The 15601-nt window shown below is 65.0% G+C and carries 14 protein-coding genes and 1 pseudogene; 11 read left to right on the forward strand and 4 right to left on the reverse strand.

The features are described from left to right. Positions 1-151: 151 nt before the first annotated feature. Positions 152-967 carry a triphosphoribosyl-dephospho-CoA synthase gene (locus ACP5M5_RS12705; protein ID WP_427937920.1) on the reverse strand — a complete coding sequence of 272 codons (816 nt, stop codon included), beginning with the start codon at positions 965-967 and terminating at the stop codon, positions 152-154. Beyond that, complete coding sequence (locus ACP5M5_RS12710) at positions 964-1896, reverse strand: ATP-grasp domain-containing protein (protein ID WP_427937921.1); 933 nt, start codon at positions 1894-1896, stop codon at positions 964-966. Before ACP5M5_RS12710 ends, ACP5M5_RS12705 begins: the two co-directional genes overlap by 4 nt. Between ACP5M5_RS12710 and ACP5M5_RS12715 the strand changes: the two genes are divergently transcribed. Continuing rightward, a complete protein-coding gene (locus ACP5M5_RS12715; protein WP_427937923.1) occupies positions 1895-2560 on the forward strand; it encodes a cytochrome b/b6 domain-containing protein in 666 nt (221 codons plus the stop codon). The genes ACP5M5_RS12710 and ACP5M5_RS12715 overlap by 2 nt on opposite strands. A gap of 19 nt (positions 2561-2579) precedes the next feature. On the opposite strand, the gene ACP5M5_RS12720 is transcribed toward ACP5M5_RS12715, so the two are convergent. Then, a complete protein-coding gene (locus ACP5M5_RS12720; RefSeq protein WP_427937926.1) occupies positions 2580-3995 on the reverse strand; it encodes an amidase in 1416 nt (471 codons plus the stop codon). Positions 3996-4006: 11 nt separating this feature from the next. Beyond that, a complete protein-coding gene (locus ACP5M5_RS12725; RefSeq protein ID WP_427937928.1) occupies positions 4007-5092 on the reverse strand; it encodes a branched-chain amino acid aminotransferase in 1086 nt (361 codons plus the stop codon). A 176-nt stretch (positions 5093-5268) separates the two neighbouring features. Between ACP5M5_RS12725 and ACP5M5_RS12730 the strand changes: the two genes are divergently transcribed. The 10 genes and pseudogenes from ACP5M5_RS12730 (at position 5269) to ACP5M5_RS12775 (ending at position 15296) form a co-directional block, all read left to right on the forward strand. Continuing rightward, positions 5269-5595, forward strand: a complete 327-nt coding sequence (locus ACP5M5_RS12730; RefSeq protein WP_114912514.1) for an NIPSNAP family protein — start codon at positions 5269-5271, stop codon at positions 5593-5595. A gap of 73 nt (positions 5596-5668) precedes the next feature. Beyond that, entirely contained in the window at positions 5669-6592 is a 924-nt protein-coding gene (gene prpB / locus ACP5M5_RS12735) for a methylisocitrate lyase (protein WP_114912515.1), read from the forward strand. Between the two features lie 12 nt (positions 6593-6604). Further along, complete coding sequence (locus ACP5M5_RS12740) at positions 6605-7732, forward strand: acetoin utilization protein AcuC (RefSeq protein WP_427937929.1); 1128 nt, start codon at positions 6605-6607, stop codon at positions 7730-7732. Between the two features lie 80 nt (positions 7733-7812). Continuing rightward, positions 7813-8310, forward strand: coding sequence for a DUF192 domain-containing protein (locus ACP5M5_RS12745; protein WP_114912517.1), 498 nt, complete (start codon positions 7813-7815; stop codon positions 8308-8310). Positions 8311-8376: 66 nt separating this feature from the next. Beyond that, positions 8377-9651, forward strand: a complete 1275-nt coding sequence (locus tag ACP5M5_RS12750) for an ABC transporter substrate-binding protein (RefSeq protein WP_427937931.1) — start codon at positions 8377-8379, stop codon at positions 9649-9651. A gap of 80 nt (positions 9652-9731) precedes the next feature. Continuing rightward, positions 9732-10607 (forward strand): branched-chain amino acid ABC transporter permease, encoded by an 876-nt coding sequence (locus ACP5M5_RS12755; protein WP_427937933.1) that lies wholly within the window; start codon positions 9732-9734, stop codon positions 10605-10607. Positions 10608-10615: 8 nt separating this feature from the next. Then, positions 10616-11518, forward strand: a complete 903-nt coding sequence (locus ACP5M5_RS12760) for a branched-chain amino acid ABC transporter permease (RefSeq protein WP_427937934.1) — start codon at positions 10616-10618, stop codon at positions 11516-11518. Then, positions 11515-12981, forward strand: coding sequence for an ATP-binding cassette domain-containing protein (locus tag ACP5M5_RS12765; RefSeq protein WP_427937935.1), 1467 nt, complete (start codon positions 11515-11517; stop codon positions 12979-12981). Before ACP5M5_RS12760 ends, ACP5M5_RS12765 begins: the two co-directional genes overlap by 4 nt. Before the next feature lie 368 nt (positions 12982-13349). Continuing rightward, positions 13350-14336, forward strand: a pseudogene (locus ACP5M5_RS12770) (DEAD/DEAH box helicase); the annotation flags it as partial. Further along, positions 14337-15296: a DEAD/DEAH box helicase gene (locus ACP5M5_RS12775; RefSeq protein ID WP_427937937.1), complete on the forward strand. Its 960-nt coding sequence runs from the start codon at positions 14337-14339 to the stop codon at positions 15294-15296. It abuts the pseudogene before it with no gap. Positions 15297-15601 lie beyond the last annotated feature (305 nt).

Below are 15601 nucleotides of genomic sequence, written 5' to 3' on the forward strand. Positions count from 1 at the left end.
GCGCGACCTCGTTGCCGTCGCCGACCAGCGATTCGCCGACCATGACCTTGGTGATGGATGCCATGATGCTCCTCCTCCCTTTAGGATGAATAACCGAAGGGCGGATCATGTCAGCCCATGAGCCGCAGTTCAACAGCGCTATTCAATGGGATCATCGAAGAAGCCGTTCAGCGAACAGGCTCGCGACGGTGAGGTCGGCCGAGGTGCCGGGATTGATCGCTGCGGCTTTGAGGGCGGAATCCCAGGCGAGCAGCGCCGGCAATAGCGCGCGCGGGTCAGGCGCCGCCGCCAGCCGCGCCGGCCACCGCGCCGCTTCGCGCCGCAGCGATTCGGCCACCGTCTCGCCATGCTTGCGCCGGACGTGGCTATCGGGGAAGGCTGCGAGAAAAGCGAGATAGGCAGCGAGCGCGGGCCATTCCCGCCCCCGCGCCGCCGCCAGCGCGGGCAGGCCGAGCGTAAACACATCAGCAAAATCGGTGACCCATTGCCGGGCAATGAGATCACGGGGTGCTGCGTCCGCCATCGCTTCGGAGAGCAAGACCCGCGCCGGCGCGCGCACGTCATGGCGCGGCGCGGTGCCGAGCCCGCCGGGAGCGGCAAGCGCGATCGCACGAAAGACCAAAGCCGCGTCCGCGAGATCGGCCGCCGCCAAAACCCGCCCGACGCCCGCGCGCAAATCCCCGCCCTGCGCCGCCGCCATCGCAAGCGGCGCGGCAAGCAGCACGATACCGAGATTGGTATTTTGTCCGACCGCATCGCGAGTCGCCACAACGGCATCATAAATCCGCGCGCCAAGCGGTGCCCCGGGTTGCGTCAGCGCCGGCGCCGCGGCCTCGGCGGAACGCGTGAAATCAGCGACCATCATGCCGTGCCCCGCGCGGAAGCAGTGGACATTACCGGGTTTGGGGGCCGCGAGTTCGGCAGCGCATGCGGCCCGAAACGCCGCCGCGATCGCCTCCCGCGTCATGCGACGAGGCGCCGCGCCAGCGCCGTCGCGATCGATCCCTCGGCAACCGACTGCAAGCCACGCCAGCCGGGCATGGAATTGACCTCGAGCACCAAAATCCGCCCGTCTGCCGCGGCGATCAGATCGACCCCGGCATAATCCGCCCCAACCGCGGCCGCTGCGCGGGCCGCCAGGGCCACCATTTCAGGCGTCGGCACGAACGGGACGGGGCAAGCGCCGCGATGGAGATTGGTCACCCACTCCGCGCTCCGGCGGATCATCGCTGCGATCAATTCGCCGCGACAGATCAGCAATCGGTAGTCGCAAAACCTGTTATCATCGGCTGGCGGCACGAAGCGCTGCAAATGATAGACCCCGGCGACGGCATCCGGCGGCGGCAGATCCTCAGGGTTGCGAAGGCGCCGGAGCCCGCGGCCTTGGGCGCCAAACAGCGGCTTTAACACCAGCTCCGTCGCCGCTTGCGCGACCACCGCAGCGGCGGCATTCCACCCCTCCACCGTCCAGGTCTCAGGGGTGGGAATACCAGCGGCCGCGAGCAAAAATGCCGTCATCGATTTATCGACGCACCGCTCGATCGCACGGGCTGAATTCCAGACCGCAACGCCGCGCGCCGCCAGCGCATGCAGAACACCGAGCCGGCGTGTCACCTCCTCGAAACTGCCGGCGGCGATCGCGCGCACGAAAACAGCGTCAGGCAGGCCTTCCAGCTCCGGAAAGCGGAGCCCCGCCGGCGTAAAGGCAACATCGCGTAACGAGACGAAGAAAGGCGCTATGCCGAGGGCGAGAAACGCCGCCGAGAGCCGCCGCGCATGCCAATCCACGCGGTCGATGGCGATGGCGATGCGTTTCATCGCCGGTTTGGGTAACGTGGCACAGTAATCATACCCATCGCGTTCCTCCATCGGCACAGGAGAGCTAGTGATACGCATGCGGCGTTCAGAAGACGAGCCCGTCGCAGTCTGGGATCTGCCGGTCCGGCTCAGCCATTGGGTGAGCGCGTTCCTCGTTGCCGGGTGCTATGTGACGTGGCAGCGCAATTGGATGGGCTTTCATGTCCGGCTCGGCGAGACCTTGCTCGCTCTGGTCATCTTCCGCCTGTCATGGGGGATCTGGGGCAGCGAAAATGCCCGCTTTCGCGCCTTCCTGGCCCCGCCAGGCGCTGTTTTCCGTCATCTCGCGACGATCTTCAGACGTGAACCGGATCACGCCGCCGGCCATAATCCGGCCGGCGGCTGGATGGTCGCGGCCCTGCTCGCGCTTCTGCTCGGCGAGACGCTGAGCGGGATTTACGTCAATAACGACATCGCCAATGAAAGCGCACTCACCGAACTCGTCCCCGCGCCGATCGCCAATGCCATCGACGATCTCCATTTCTGGCTATCGTGGGCGCTGGCCGCCGCGGTCGCCGCGCATGTTCTGGCGATCACGGTTTACGCTTTCGCCAAAGGCCAGAACCTGGTGCGCCCGATGCTGACCGGGGTCAAAATCCTGCCACCGGCGATCCCCCGCCCACGCCTTGCGCCGCTGCGCCGCGCGCTTTTGCTTCTGGCTCTCAGCGTCGCTGCGGCGCTGACCCTGGCGTGGGGGCTTTAGAACCCCCCCCGCCGATGGTTCAGGCGCCGAGCGATGGTCGCCGGTCCGCCCAGGGGGCGGTGCGTTCGAAGGCGCGGGAGATCTGCAAAACGCCAAGATCGTCGAAGCGTCGCCCCGCGATCTGCAGCCCGACCGGAAGGCCGTCGGCGGTGAACCCCGTCGGCACCGAAGCGGCCGGGTTACCCGAAAGGTCGAACGGGTAGGAAAATTCCGCCCAGCCGAGCCAGTCCCACGGATGTTCCGGCCATCCCTCCGGCACCAGGCGCTCCGAAGGAAACGCCGCGACCGAGGCGGCGGGCGAGAGCAGGAAATCCCAATCCTCGAAAAAGATGTTGATATCACGGATATAGGCGTATTTGCGCTCGCGCATGAGCTGATAGTCGGCGACACTGATCCGCATCCCGTCTTCGATGCAGGCGACGAAGCCAGGATCCATCGCCGCGCGCCATTGGGCGAGTTTCGGCGCATGCACCGCCCAATGGGCCGGCCAGAAGAAGCGGATCAGTTCCGGCCCGGCCTTGCCCCAAGGCGGCGTCACGTCGTGCAGCGGCACGCCGAGGGCGGCGGCGAGCCGTTCGGCGCCGGCACGGGCGAGCGCCGCGACCTCGGGATCGACGCGGGCATGGCCGAAATCGGCGCTGTAGGCAAGACGCGGGCGGGCCGGCGGGTGATCGAGCAAAGCGGGGTAATCGGCCGGCGGCGCTTCGAGACTGGTGTGATCCCAAGGGTGCGGCCCGGCCATCACTTTCAGCATCAGGGCGGCGTCGGCAACGCTGCGCGCAAGCGGGCCGAGATGGGAGGTGTAATCCGTGTTCGAGACCGGGTGGATGGGGATCCGTCCGAAGCTCGGCTTCAACCCGAACACGCCGCAGAAATGCGCCGGCAAGCGGACCGAGCCGGCAGCGTCGCTCCCCTGATGGAGGGCGCCGAAGCCGGCAGCGGCCGCAGCGCCGGCGCCGGCGGAAGAACCGCCGGCGGTCAGCCCGATGCGCCAGGGGGTGTGGGTCAAACCGGTGAGCGGGCTGCGCCCGGTGCCGATCCAGCCGAATTCGGGGGTGGTGGTCTTACCGATGATGATGGCCCCGGCGTCGCGAAGCCTGGTCACGATCGGCGCGTCGAGATCGGGGATGAAGCCGCGCCGTGTCGGCGAGCCATATTGCGTTGGAATACCCCGGGTCAGGGTCAGATCCTTGACCGTCACCGGAATACCATCGAGCGGGCCGCGCGGGCTGGCGGCCGCGAAGCGGCGCTCGGCGGCCTCGGCCTCTGCCATCGCCTGGTCAGCGAGGACGGTGACGAAGGCGTTGACGGCGCGGTCATGAGCGGCAATCCGGGCCAATACCGCCGCCATCACCGTGCGCGGCGAGAGCGTGCGGTCGCGGTAGCGACGGGCGAGTTCGGTCGCCGGCGCAAAGCAGAGATCCTCGTCGGTCATGTGATCCCCCGTCACGCCGGCACGGAGGCCGGCGCCACGGCCCGCGCCCAGCCATGCGGATCGGCGGCAGAACCGTATTGAATTCCGACGATCGCATCGTAAAGCCGCTGGGTCAGCGCGCCGATCCCGCCATTGCGGATTACGTGCCGCGTTTCCTTGTAGCCGAGTTCGCCGACAGGCGAGATCACCGCCGCCGTCCCGGTGCCCCACATTTCTTCCAGCCGGCCGGAAGCGATCGCGGCGATGACCTCGTCGATCGCGATCGGCCGCTCCTCCACCCTGATCCCCCAATCGTGGAGCAGGGTCAGCACCGAATCGCGGGTGACGCCGGCGAGGATGGAGCCGGCAAGCGGCGGCGTGACCACCGTCCCGTCGATCTTCATCATGATGTTCATGGTGCCGACCTCCTCGAGAAAGCGATGTTCGGCGCCATCGAGATAGAGCACCTGGGTGTAGCCGAGACGATGCGCTTCCTCGGCTGGGAAAAGGCTCGCGGCGTAATTCGCCGCCGTCTTGGCGGCGCCGAGGCCGCCGGGCAGGGCGCGGACATGGCGCTCGCTCGCGAGAATTTTCACCGGATTCATGCCCTCCGGGTAATACGCGCCGACCGGGCTCAAAATGACGTAATAAAGATAGCTTTCGGCGGGACGGACGCCGAGGAAAGGCTCGGTCGCGATCACCGTCGGGCGGATATAAAGCGCGGTGCCGGGCAGTTTCGGCACCCAGCGCTGCTCGAGCCCGACCAGAGCGTGGAAAGACTGCTCGACCAGCGCCGGATCGAGGGCGGGGATGCAAAGCCGCTCGCAGGATTGATTGAGCCGTGCGGCATGGCGGTCGGGGCGAAAGATGCGGATGACGCCATCGGTACCGCGAAACGCTTTAAGCCCGTCAAACACCGCCTGCGCATAATGCAGCACGCAGGTCGCGGGATCGAGACTGAGCGCGTGATAGGGCTCGATACGCGGATTGCTCCAGCCGCGCCCCGCCGCATACTCCATCATGAACATGTGATCGGTAAAGACGGTGCCGAATTTCAGGCTGGCATCGGGCGGCGGCGCCTTCAGCGTGGTGGCGTGGGTGATGGGAAACGCGGTCATGGCGCAGCACTCCTTCTTGCCCGCCGGGTCGCCTGCCCGGATGCGTGCGGCGAGAGATTGGGGACGGAGTGACATATTGCCCGGCTTCGCCGCCGCTGTCTTGCCCCCCGCCATGCAATTCCCGCATGATGGCATCGTCGCGGCGCTCCCGACCGCGCGCAGAGAGGAAACGAACGATGATCTATGAGATGCGGGTCTATCATTGCCTGCCAGGTCGGCTGCCGGCGCTGCTCAAGCGCTTCGAGACCATCACCCTCGACATCTGGAAGCGCCACGGCATCCGGCAAGCCGGGTTCTGGACGGTATTGGTCGGCGAATCGAACCAGGATCTGGTCTATCTGCTCGCCTGGGAGTCGATGGCCGAGCGCGAACGGATCTGGAACGGGTTCATGAGCGATCCGGAATGGATCGCCAAACGCGCCGAAACCGAACGCGACGGCCAGATCGTCGCCTCGATCACCAATAGCTTCCTGCAGCCGACCAGCTTTTCGGCGGTGCGCTAGCGCGGGCGCCGCCTTTCCGGGGCGCGTCCTTCCTGATAGACGTCGCCCGCGACAGGCAAGGGAGAAGGGTGACATGCCGTATTTGGTGGCGAGCGATCTGCCGCAACTGCCGGCCGGCCAGCGTTTCCGGGCTCTGCTCGAGCGTGGCGGCATCCTGCAAATGCCGGGGGCGCATAACGGCCTTGCCGCGCAGCAAGCCAAAGCCGTTGGCTTCGAAGCGCTCTATCTCTCGGGTGCCGCGATGACCGCGTCGATGGGCCTTCCCGATCTCGGCATCATCACGGTCGATGAGGTGGTGTTCTTCATCCGCCAAATCGCCCGCGCCAGCGGCCTGCCGGTGCTGGTGGACGGCGATACCGGCTATGGTGAGGCACTCAACGTCATGCACATGGTCCGCGCTTTCGAGGAGGCGGGCGCCGGCGCGGTTCATATCGAAGACCAGCTTCTGCCCAAGAAATGCGGCCATCTCAATGACAAGAAGCTCGCGGCTCCCGAGGATATGGCCGCGAAAATCGCCGCGGCGGCCAAGGCGCGCCGCCATCTCTTCCTGATCGCCCGCACCGATGCGGCGGCAAGCGAGGGGATGGACGGCGCCGTCGCCCGCGCCGAGCTTTATCTTCGCGCCGGGGCGGACGCGATTTTCCCCGAAGCACTGACCAGCGCTGAGATGTTCCGCGAATTCGCCGCCCGCATGAAAGGTGCGCCGCTGCTTGCCAACATGACCGAATTTGGTCGCACGCCCTTCTTCACCGCCCGCGAATTCGCCGACATGGGCTATCGCATGGTGATCTGGCCGGTAAGTTCGCTCCGCGTCGCGGCCAAGGCGCAGGCCGAGCTTTATCAAGCAATTCGCCACCAAGGCGGCACCCAGGGCATGATCGAGCGGATGCAAACCCGGGCCGAGCTTTACGCGACCATCGGCTATCAGGACTATGAAGCGCTCGATCATTCGATCGTGACGACGATCGTGCCCGAGGGCATGCCGCAACGGGCCTGAGCGCGGGTAACCTTGGGCGCGACGCCGCTTTATATCGGCAGCGAAATCTATCGCGGCTCGACCTATGGGCCGGGCCATCCGCTAGCGATCGCCCGCGTCTCCACCTGCACCGATCTCTGCCGCGCGCTCGGCTGGCTCCCCGATGCCGTCTATCGGGAAGCGCCGTTGGCCTCGTTCGAAGAACTCGCGCGGTTTCATGATCCCGACTATCTCGCCGCCCTCAAGCGCGCGGAGATGTGGCAGGCGGTCAGCGAGGCGGATCGCGCCCGGTTTCGCATCGGCGCCGACGGCAATCCGGTCTATCGCGAGGTCTTCCGCCGTCCCGCGACCTCGGCCGGCGGGGTTCTGCTCGCCGCCCGCTTGACCCGCGATGGCGGCATCGTCCATTGCCCGGGCGGCGGCAACCACCATGCGCGGCCGGCGCGCGCGGCCGGGTTTTGCTACATCAACGACCCGGTGCTCGGCCTGCTCGCCTGGCGCGACGCCGGGATTGCGCCGATCGTTTATCTCGATATCGATGCCCATCATGGCGACGGCGTCGAGGACGCGTTTTTCAACGATGAAAACGTGTTTACGATCAGCGTCCATGAGGCCGGGCGCTGGCCGTTTACCGGCGCGGCGGCGGAGCGCGCCGGTGGGGCTGCGCGCAACCTGCCGGTGCCGGCAGGCTTTAACGACAGCGAGTTCCGGTTTTTGTACGAGAAAGCGATCCTGCCGCTGATCCGCGATCTCGGGCCGCAGGCGATCATGCTGCAATGCGGCGCGGATGGGCTGGAGGAAGATCCGCTGGCGCGACTTTCGCTTTCCAATAACGCCCATTGGTGGCTGATCGATCAGCTCCGCGACCTCGCCCCGCGCCTCATCGTGCTCGGCGGCGGCGGCTATAATCCTTATAGCGTCGGGCGGCTCTGGGCCGGCGTCTGGGCGACGCTCAACCATTTCGCTCTCCCCGAACGCCTGCCAGCGGCGGCGGAAGCGGTGCTGCGCGGCCTCACCTATCACCGCGCCGCTGGCCGCAACCCGCCGCCGCATTGGTTCACAACCCTGCGCGATGCGCCGCGCGAGGGGCCGATCCGGCCGGAAATCCGCACCCTCGCCGCCCGCACCCTGGAACCCGACAGACCGGCATGTTACGCATAACCAGCTCTCTTTCCATCGTAACCCCTTCCCCATCGGCGCGGCCGCCTGCAGACGCCCGGCCGTTTTCGAGGAGACCGACTATGCCCCATCCCGCGCGCCGCCCTCTCGCGCTGCTCGTCGTCGCGCTCGGCCTGATCCCGCTTGCCATCGCGGCCGAGGAGCCGAACATCACCCACGCTCAGCCGGAATTGCCGCGCGAGACGCTCACCATCATCACCCATGACGGCAAGCGGCACGAATTCCACGTCGAAATGGCCAAAACGGCAGACCAGCAAACCATCGGCCTGATGTTTCGCACCCATGTCGCCGACGATGAGGGAATGCTGTTTGACTGGGGGATCCCGCGTGAGAGCCAGATGTGGATGAAGAACACGCTGGTGCCGCTCGACATGGTGTTCATCAACGAGGATGGCTCGATCCGCACGATCGCCGAGAATACCGTCCCGCGCAGCCTCGCGGTGATCGCGAGCCACGGCCCGGTGCGCGCCACCCTCGAACTCGCCGCCGGCGTCACCGAGAAAGACGATATCCGGGTCGGGGATCGGGTGGTCGGGGGGATCTTTCCGGCGAAACCTTGATCCCCCCTTGCGTTGGCGGGCAATTTCATGATCATGCCCGAACAGATTTTGCGACAGGAGGAAGCTATGAAGAAAGCAGCGTCGGCGTGGCAAGCTGTGCAGCGGGCGGTTCTCGGCTCGCTCGGCACCTGCGCCCTGATCTTGCCGGCGTTTCACGCCGCCCGTGCCGCCGACCCGATCCGTATCGGCGTGATCGCCGAAAATTCCGCCATCTCTGGCATCGCGATCACTAACGGCGCAATGATCGCCGCCGATGAAATCAACGCCGCCGGCGGCATCAATGGCCGCAAGGTCGAGATTGTCGATTACGACGATCACAACTCGGCGACCGACGCAGTGCGCGCCTTCCAGCGTGCGGTCAATCAGGATCACGTGGTCGCGGTGATCGGGAGTTACATGAGCGAGGTCGCGCTCGCGCTCGAGCCGTGGGCAGCGCGGCTCCATACTCCCTTCATCACCCCGGGTGCCTCGAGCAACGAGATCACCCGCCACGTCAAGGAAGACTATGCCCACAATAAATACACGTTCCACGGCTATCTGACCTCGACCGCGATCGCCGACGCCAATTGCGATTTTTCCCATGATTTCTTGGTCGAGAAACTCGGCATGAAGACCACCGTGATGCTGAGCGAGGACGCGGCCTGGACCAAGCCGCTCGACGAAGAATCGAAGCGCTGCCTGCCGAAAGCCGGGCTCACGGTGCTCGATTCCGTCCGCGTCTCGCCCGATACCACCGATTTCACGCCGATCTTCAACAAGATCGAGGGCCTGCGCCCGGACGTTATCACCACCGGGATCAGCCATGTCGGTGTGCAGCCGACGGTGCAATGGCATAGCGAGCAGGTGCCGGTGCCGATGTCGGGGATCAGCTCGCAGGCGACCACGACCTCGTTCTGGCGCGACACCAACGGTGCGACCGAAGGCGTCATCGCCCAGGTGGTCGCAACCCCCGATGTCGCGATCACGCCGAAAACCATCCCCTATGCCAGCGCCTATCTCAAACGCTTCGGTGTGACCCCGGCCTACACGGGCTACACCACTGATGACGACGTCCATATCATCGCCGAGGCAGTTGGCCGCGCCGGCAGCGATGACGCGGATAAAATCGTCGCCGAGATGGAAAAAACCGATTACGTCGGCACCATCGGCCGCATCGCTTTCTATGGCCAGGATAGCGACTTCCCGCACGGCCTGAAATATGGCGCCGATTTCGTCTCCGGCCTGATGATCCAATGGCAGGACGGCAAGCAGGTGACGGTGTGGCCAGCCCGCGTTGCCAACGGCACGCTGAAATTTCCGAGCTTCATCAAGCTCCCGACCCAGCACGCGAGCGCGCAATAACCCCTCCCCGCCGGCCGGGTCCCCTCGGCCGGCGGGATAGTTTCCTGACCGGAGTTTCGCACTATGGCTGAAGACGCGTAATGCGCGGCTTGCAGATCCTGGTCGATGGCTTTGCCATCAGCACGCTCTATGCCTTGGGCGCGATCGGATTTTCGCTGATTTTCGGCGTCTCCGGCGTGCTCAATCTCGCCCATGGTGGCGTCATGGTCGCCGCGGCCGTTGCCGCCTGGTACATCGCGGGGCCGCTCGGCGCCGGGCAATATATCGGCGCGCTCGCGGGGGTTGGCTTCGGGGTCATCATCGCGTTTGCGACCTATGGCCTCGCCGTGCGCCCAATCCAGCGCTCGCGCGCCATTCCGCGCGACGAGACCGAAATTTTCGTCCTCACCGCGACCCTGCTCTGGGGGATCATGATCCAGGAAGCGATCGCCTATTTCTTTACCGACAGCCCGATCACCGTGCGCCCGCTGGTCAATGGCGTCGTCGATATCTTCGGTGTACGCACCCCCGCGAACGAAATCATGACGGCGGCGATCTGCTGGGTTTCGATCGGCCTGTTGTGGCTTCTGGTCAATCGCACGCGGGCAGGCAAGACGCTGCTCGCCGCCTCGATCAATCCCCGCGCGCTGACGCTGCTCGGGTTCGAGCTGTCCTCGGTCTATCTGCTGGTTTGGGCGATCTATGGCGTGCTCGCCGCCATCGCCGGCGTGCTGCTCGCGATGTTTCTTGGCACCAGCTCGAACAATATCGGCGTTTTGACGGCGAGCGCTTTCTCGATTGTCGTCTTGGGCGGCCTCGGCAGCGTCTCCGGCTCGCTGATCGCGGCCTATATCATCGGCTATCTCGAAACCGTCACCGCTTATCTGATCAGCCCCACCCTGCGCACCATCCCCTCGCTTCTGCTGCTGGTCTTGGTGGTTTATCTCCGCCCGCAAGGGCTATTTGGGCGACGCTGAGGTTTTTCATGCGCATCATTCTCGCCCTCGTCGCACTCATCGTTCTTGCCAGTTTCCCCCTCTGGGTCTCGGCTTACATTCTCGCGGTGCTCACCGTCGCTTATTATTTCGGCGTCTTCGCGATGGCCTGGGATTTGTTGTTCGGCTTTGCCGGCGAGGTCAATTTCGGGCCGACCTTTCTCATCGGCCTCGGCGCCTATACCGCCGGCTTGCTCGACAATCACGGGCTTCCGGTGTGGCTCGATGTCATCGCCGGCGCGCTTGCCGCGGTGATCGGCGGGTTTGCGCTGGCGCTGCCGGCCTTACGCCTGCGTGGCCCCTATTTCGGCCTCATCACCCTGGTCGCGGTGCTGGTGCTGCAGCAGGTGATCGTGATTTTCGCCGGCGTCACTGGCGGCGAGATTGGGCTTACCATCAACGATGTCCTCTCCGTCGATCCCGGCCATAATTACTGGCTGGCGCTGGCATTCCTCGCGGTCAGCGGCGCCATTCTCTATAGTTTATCGCGCTCGGCGGCGGGGTTGATTTTGCAGGCGAGCGGCCAGGACCCGATCGAGGCGCAGGCGCTCGGCTTCAACGTCGCCAAGCACAAGCTCGCCGCCTTCGCCGTCAGCGCGCTTTTTTCCGGCCTCGCCGGGGCGATGCTGGTGTTTTATCTCGGCACCGCCTCCGTCGATACCGTCGTCGATATCGCAGTCGGGGTGCAGATCATCATCGCCGCCGTGCTCGGCGGGCGGCGCACCATCGTGGGGGCTGCGATCGGCGCAGTGTTTCTGATCGTCGCCGGCGAAATCCTGCGCCCGCTCGGCCAGCTCAATACGTTCGTGGTCTCGGCGATCGCGCTCGCGGTGATCCTGTTTTTCCCCGACGGCCTGGTCGGCTATCTCCTTCGCCGCGGAGAGCGCGCATGAGCGGGGCGCTGCTCGAAGTCGCCGGCCTCACCAAGCGGTTTGGCGGGCTGGTCGCGGTCAAGAATCTCGGATTCTCGATCGCGCGCGGCGAGATTCTCGGCCTGATCGGCCCCAATGGCTCGGGCAAATCGACGGCGATGAAGCTGATCATGGGGATCGAGCGCGCCAATGCCGGCTCGGTGCGGCTCGCTGGGCGCGAGATTGTCACCTGGCCGACGCACCGCATCGCCCGCGCCGGCATCGGCCTCGTTTTTCAGCATTCGCGCCCGCTGCATCGCCAGACGGTGCTCGAAAACATCAAGCTCGCCTTGTTGCCTGACAGCCTCTTTCAGCTCGCCGCCGAGCATGCGGTGGACGCAAAAGCGCGCGCGATCGGCGAGCGGGTCGGCCTCGGCGCGGTGCTCGATCGCCGCCCGACGACGCTGCCGTTTGCCGATCTTCGCCGCATGGAGCTCGCAAAAGCGATCGCCCGCGATCCCGATGTGGTGCTCGTCGATGAGCCCTTCGCCGGCCTCACCATGGCCGAGGTCGAGAGCTTCTCAGCCCTGATCAGGAGTTTTCGCGAAGAGGGCAAAGCGGTTCTGCTCGTCGATCACAACGTCAAGGGGGTCGCGGCGCTGGTCGACCGGGTGCTTGCGATGTATCTCGGCGAACGCATCGCCGAAGGCAAAGCGGACGCGGTGATGCAGGATGAGACCGTGCGCCGGGTCTATCTCGGCGGCGCGATCGAGACCCATGCCCGCACCATCGCTCCGGAAAAAAGCGGCATTCCGCTGCTCAAGATCGAGGGTCTCAGCGTGTTTTACGGCAAGGCGCAGGCTTTGGACCGGGCCGCGCTCGAGGTCCATGAGGGGGAATTCGTTTCGGTCGTCGGGCTCAACGGCGCCGGCAAGACGACATTGTTCAACGCCATCTCCGGCCTCATACCCTATAGCGGCGCGATCAGCTGGCAGGGCACCGCGCTCGCCGGAAAAACACCGGCCGCGATCGCCCGCAGTGGCATCGTGCAGTGCCCGGAGACGCGGGAATTATTCGGCGATATGAGTGTTGCCGAAAATCTCGACCTCGGCGGCCAGCACCAGCCGGCGCCGGAGCGCCGAACCCGGCTTGACTGGCTCTATGATCTATTCCCGATCCTGAAATCGCGCAGCAAGCAGCTTGCCCGCACGCTCTCGGGCGGCGAGCAGCAGATGCTCGCGATCGCCCGCGCCCTGATGATGAACCCGCGCCTCCTCATCCTCGATGAGCCGACCCTCGGCCTCGCCCCGGTGATTCTCGAACAGCTTTCCAAAGCGCTGGCGCGTCTGCGCGAGACGACGCCGATCACTGTGCTCCTCGGCGAGCAGAACGTCACCTTCGCCCTGCCCCATGCCGACCGGGTCTATGTGCTCGAGCACGCGCGCATCATCTGGCAAGGCCCGCCCGACCGCTTCGCGATCGAAGCCGGCGCCGGCTATCTCTGAGGCGGAGCGATAAGCCCGCCCTACCGTCCCTTCCGCCTTGATGGTCGTGGTACAATGGGTCTGCAAGCGCATCTGCCCATAGAGATTTGATGTCCCCCGGCTCGATCCCGGCCTGCTTCGCGCGCCTGGAAGCGACCGCGTCGGATCGCGACCGGCCACAGAAACATGCGGCGCGTGCGCGCCACACACTTCACGACGCCACCTTTTCCGAGCTGTATCTCCGCAATGACGGCAGACGCGGCGTGCATTTTCGCGCCGGAACGGATTGCCCGCCGGCGCTGATGGAGGCCGCCGCCGGCTTGTTCGACGTCGGGCACAACGGGATTCTGCCCGATGAGCGCCTTGGCGAACTCGAACATTTCATGGCCATGGCGTCGAAGTCCGGTCACGAGTTCCGCGCCTATGACGACGCTCTCGATTTCATCGCCGGACGACGGGATGCAGACCGGCGGGCGGAAAAAGTCGCGCATCTGTTCCCGCTCGGCGCGGCCGATCCCAAGTTGCTGGCGCTTCTAAGGGCGCCCATTTATCCCTATCAGGCGGAGGGCGCGCTATTCGCCGTACGAGCCGGACGGGCCCTGATCGGCGACGATATGGGGCTGGGCAAGACCATACAGGCGATCGCCGCGACGGAAATACTGGCACGGCATTTTGGCGTCTCGAAAGTGCTGGTGATCTGTCCCACCTCGCTCAAATATCAGTAGCAAAGCGAGACCTTACGTTTCTCGGGACGACAGGGTGAACATGCGGCGCGCGTCATCAACGGCGGCCGGGCGCAGCGGCAGAAGGACTACGCTCTGGACGATTTCTGCAAGATCACAAACTTCGAGAAGCTTAGGCCCGATCTCGACCTGATCGCCGCCTGGGCGCCCGACCTGGTGATCGTCGATGAGGCACAACGGGTGAAGAACTCTAACACCATCGCGGCGCGCGCCTTGAAACGCGTCGATAGCCCATACGCGATCGTGCTGACCGGGACGCCCCTGGAGAATAAACTGGAAGAGCTGATCTCCATCGTCCAATTCGTGGATCAGCATCGGCTGGGGCCGACCTGGAAGCTGCTGCATGAACATCAGGTCAAGGACGAGGCCGGGCGCGTCACCGGCTATACGGGCCTCGAGAAGATCGGCCAGACGCTAGCGCCGATCATGATCCGCCGGCGCAAGTCCGAGGTGCTGCAGCAGCTGCCCAGCCGGACCAACCAGAACCTGCTGGTGCCGATGACCGAGATGCAGATGCTCTATCACCGGGAAAACGCCGACGTGGTGGCGAGGATCGTGCAGCGCTGGCGCAAGACCAGATTTCTGTCGGACAAGGACCAGCGGCGGATGACCTGCGCCCTGCAGAACATGCGCATGTCGTGCAACAGCACCTATTTGCTCGACCAGGAAACCGATCATGGGGTCAAGGCTGACGAATTGGCCGCGCTGTTCGAGGATTTGTTTGCCGAGCCCGACGCGAAGGCGGTGGTGTTTTCCCAATGGACGCGGACTCACGATATCCTCATCCGCCGCCTCGAAGCGCGCGAGCTGGGCTACGTCAGCTTCCACGGCGGCGTGCCATCAGACAAGCGCCCGGCACTGGTAGAGCGGTTTCGTGATGACCCCACCTGCCGTGTGTTCCTTTCGACAGATGCCGGCAGCACGGGCCTCAATCTGCAGCACGCTTCGACCCTGGTGAACATGGATTTGCCGTGGAACCCGGCGATTCTCGAGCAGCGCATCGCGCGCATCCATCGCTTGGGTCAGGTGCGGCCGGTGCGGATTATCAATTTCGTGGCGAAGGGCACCATCGAGGAGGGAATGCTTTCGGTGCTGGCGTTCAAGCGCTCCTTGTCGGCAGGAATTCTCGACGGCGGCAGTGGCGAGATTTCGCTTGGCGGCTCGCGTCTCAGCCGCTTCATGAAGGACGTGGAAAGCGTCACCGAACGCATGGGTAAGGGCGAGGCGGTAACACTGGCTGAGGAAGTGAGGAACATCGCCACTGTCGATGATGCCGGGTCCGGGGAGGATATAAATGCGGATGTGAACGATGGCGCTGGCGAGGCGGTGATCGCGCGGGCTGATGGCGCTGAAGCATCATCACGCGATGCAGGCCCCGATCCCTGGCAAGCCTTGGTGCAGGTCGGTGCGCAATTTATTACCGCTCTGGCGACGGCCAACGATCCCGGCGCTCCGGCGCATCCATGGATCGAGCGGGATCCGGCGACCGGCGCGCAAAACCTCAAGATGCCGCTGCCGCCGCCGGAAACCGCGCGGCAACTTGCCAATGCGCTGTCGACGCTCGCGGACATGTTGCGGGGCAGGATTGCGTGATCGGCGGCAGCGGTTGAACGATCACTGGCAAAGTGGCCGGATCGATGACTACTCCCCCGACCGCGCGGTCGGGGGCAGAAGCGCCGACGGTCTTTTGGGCGCTTGCTGGTCTCGATCGGCTGGCCGTTATCAGAAGAAAATTCGGCCAATCGCTGCTGATAGTCGCTGACGCCGAGCCGATTCCGAATCGGCGAAATTCTCCCATGAATTCAAGAGCGCAAATTTGTGTGATGGCTAGGGAGATGGTTCTTTCTCAGGCACGGAAAAAATTGCGCCGTTAGATCAAAGCGTTGCCTTGCATCAAA

The sequence above is a fragment of the Acidibrevibacterium sp. genome, from assembly GCF_049965395.1.
Taxonomy (GTDB): Bacteria; Pseudomonadota; Alphaproteobacteria; order Acetobacterales; family Acetobacteraceae; genus Acidibrevibacterium; species Acidibrevibacterium fodinaquatile.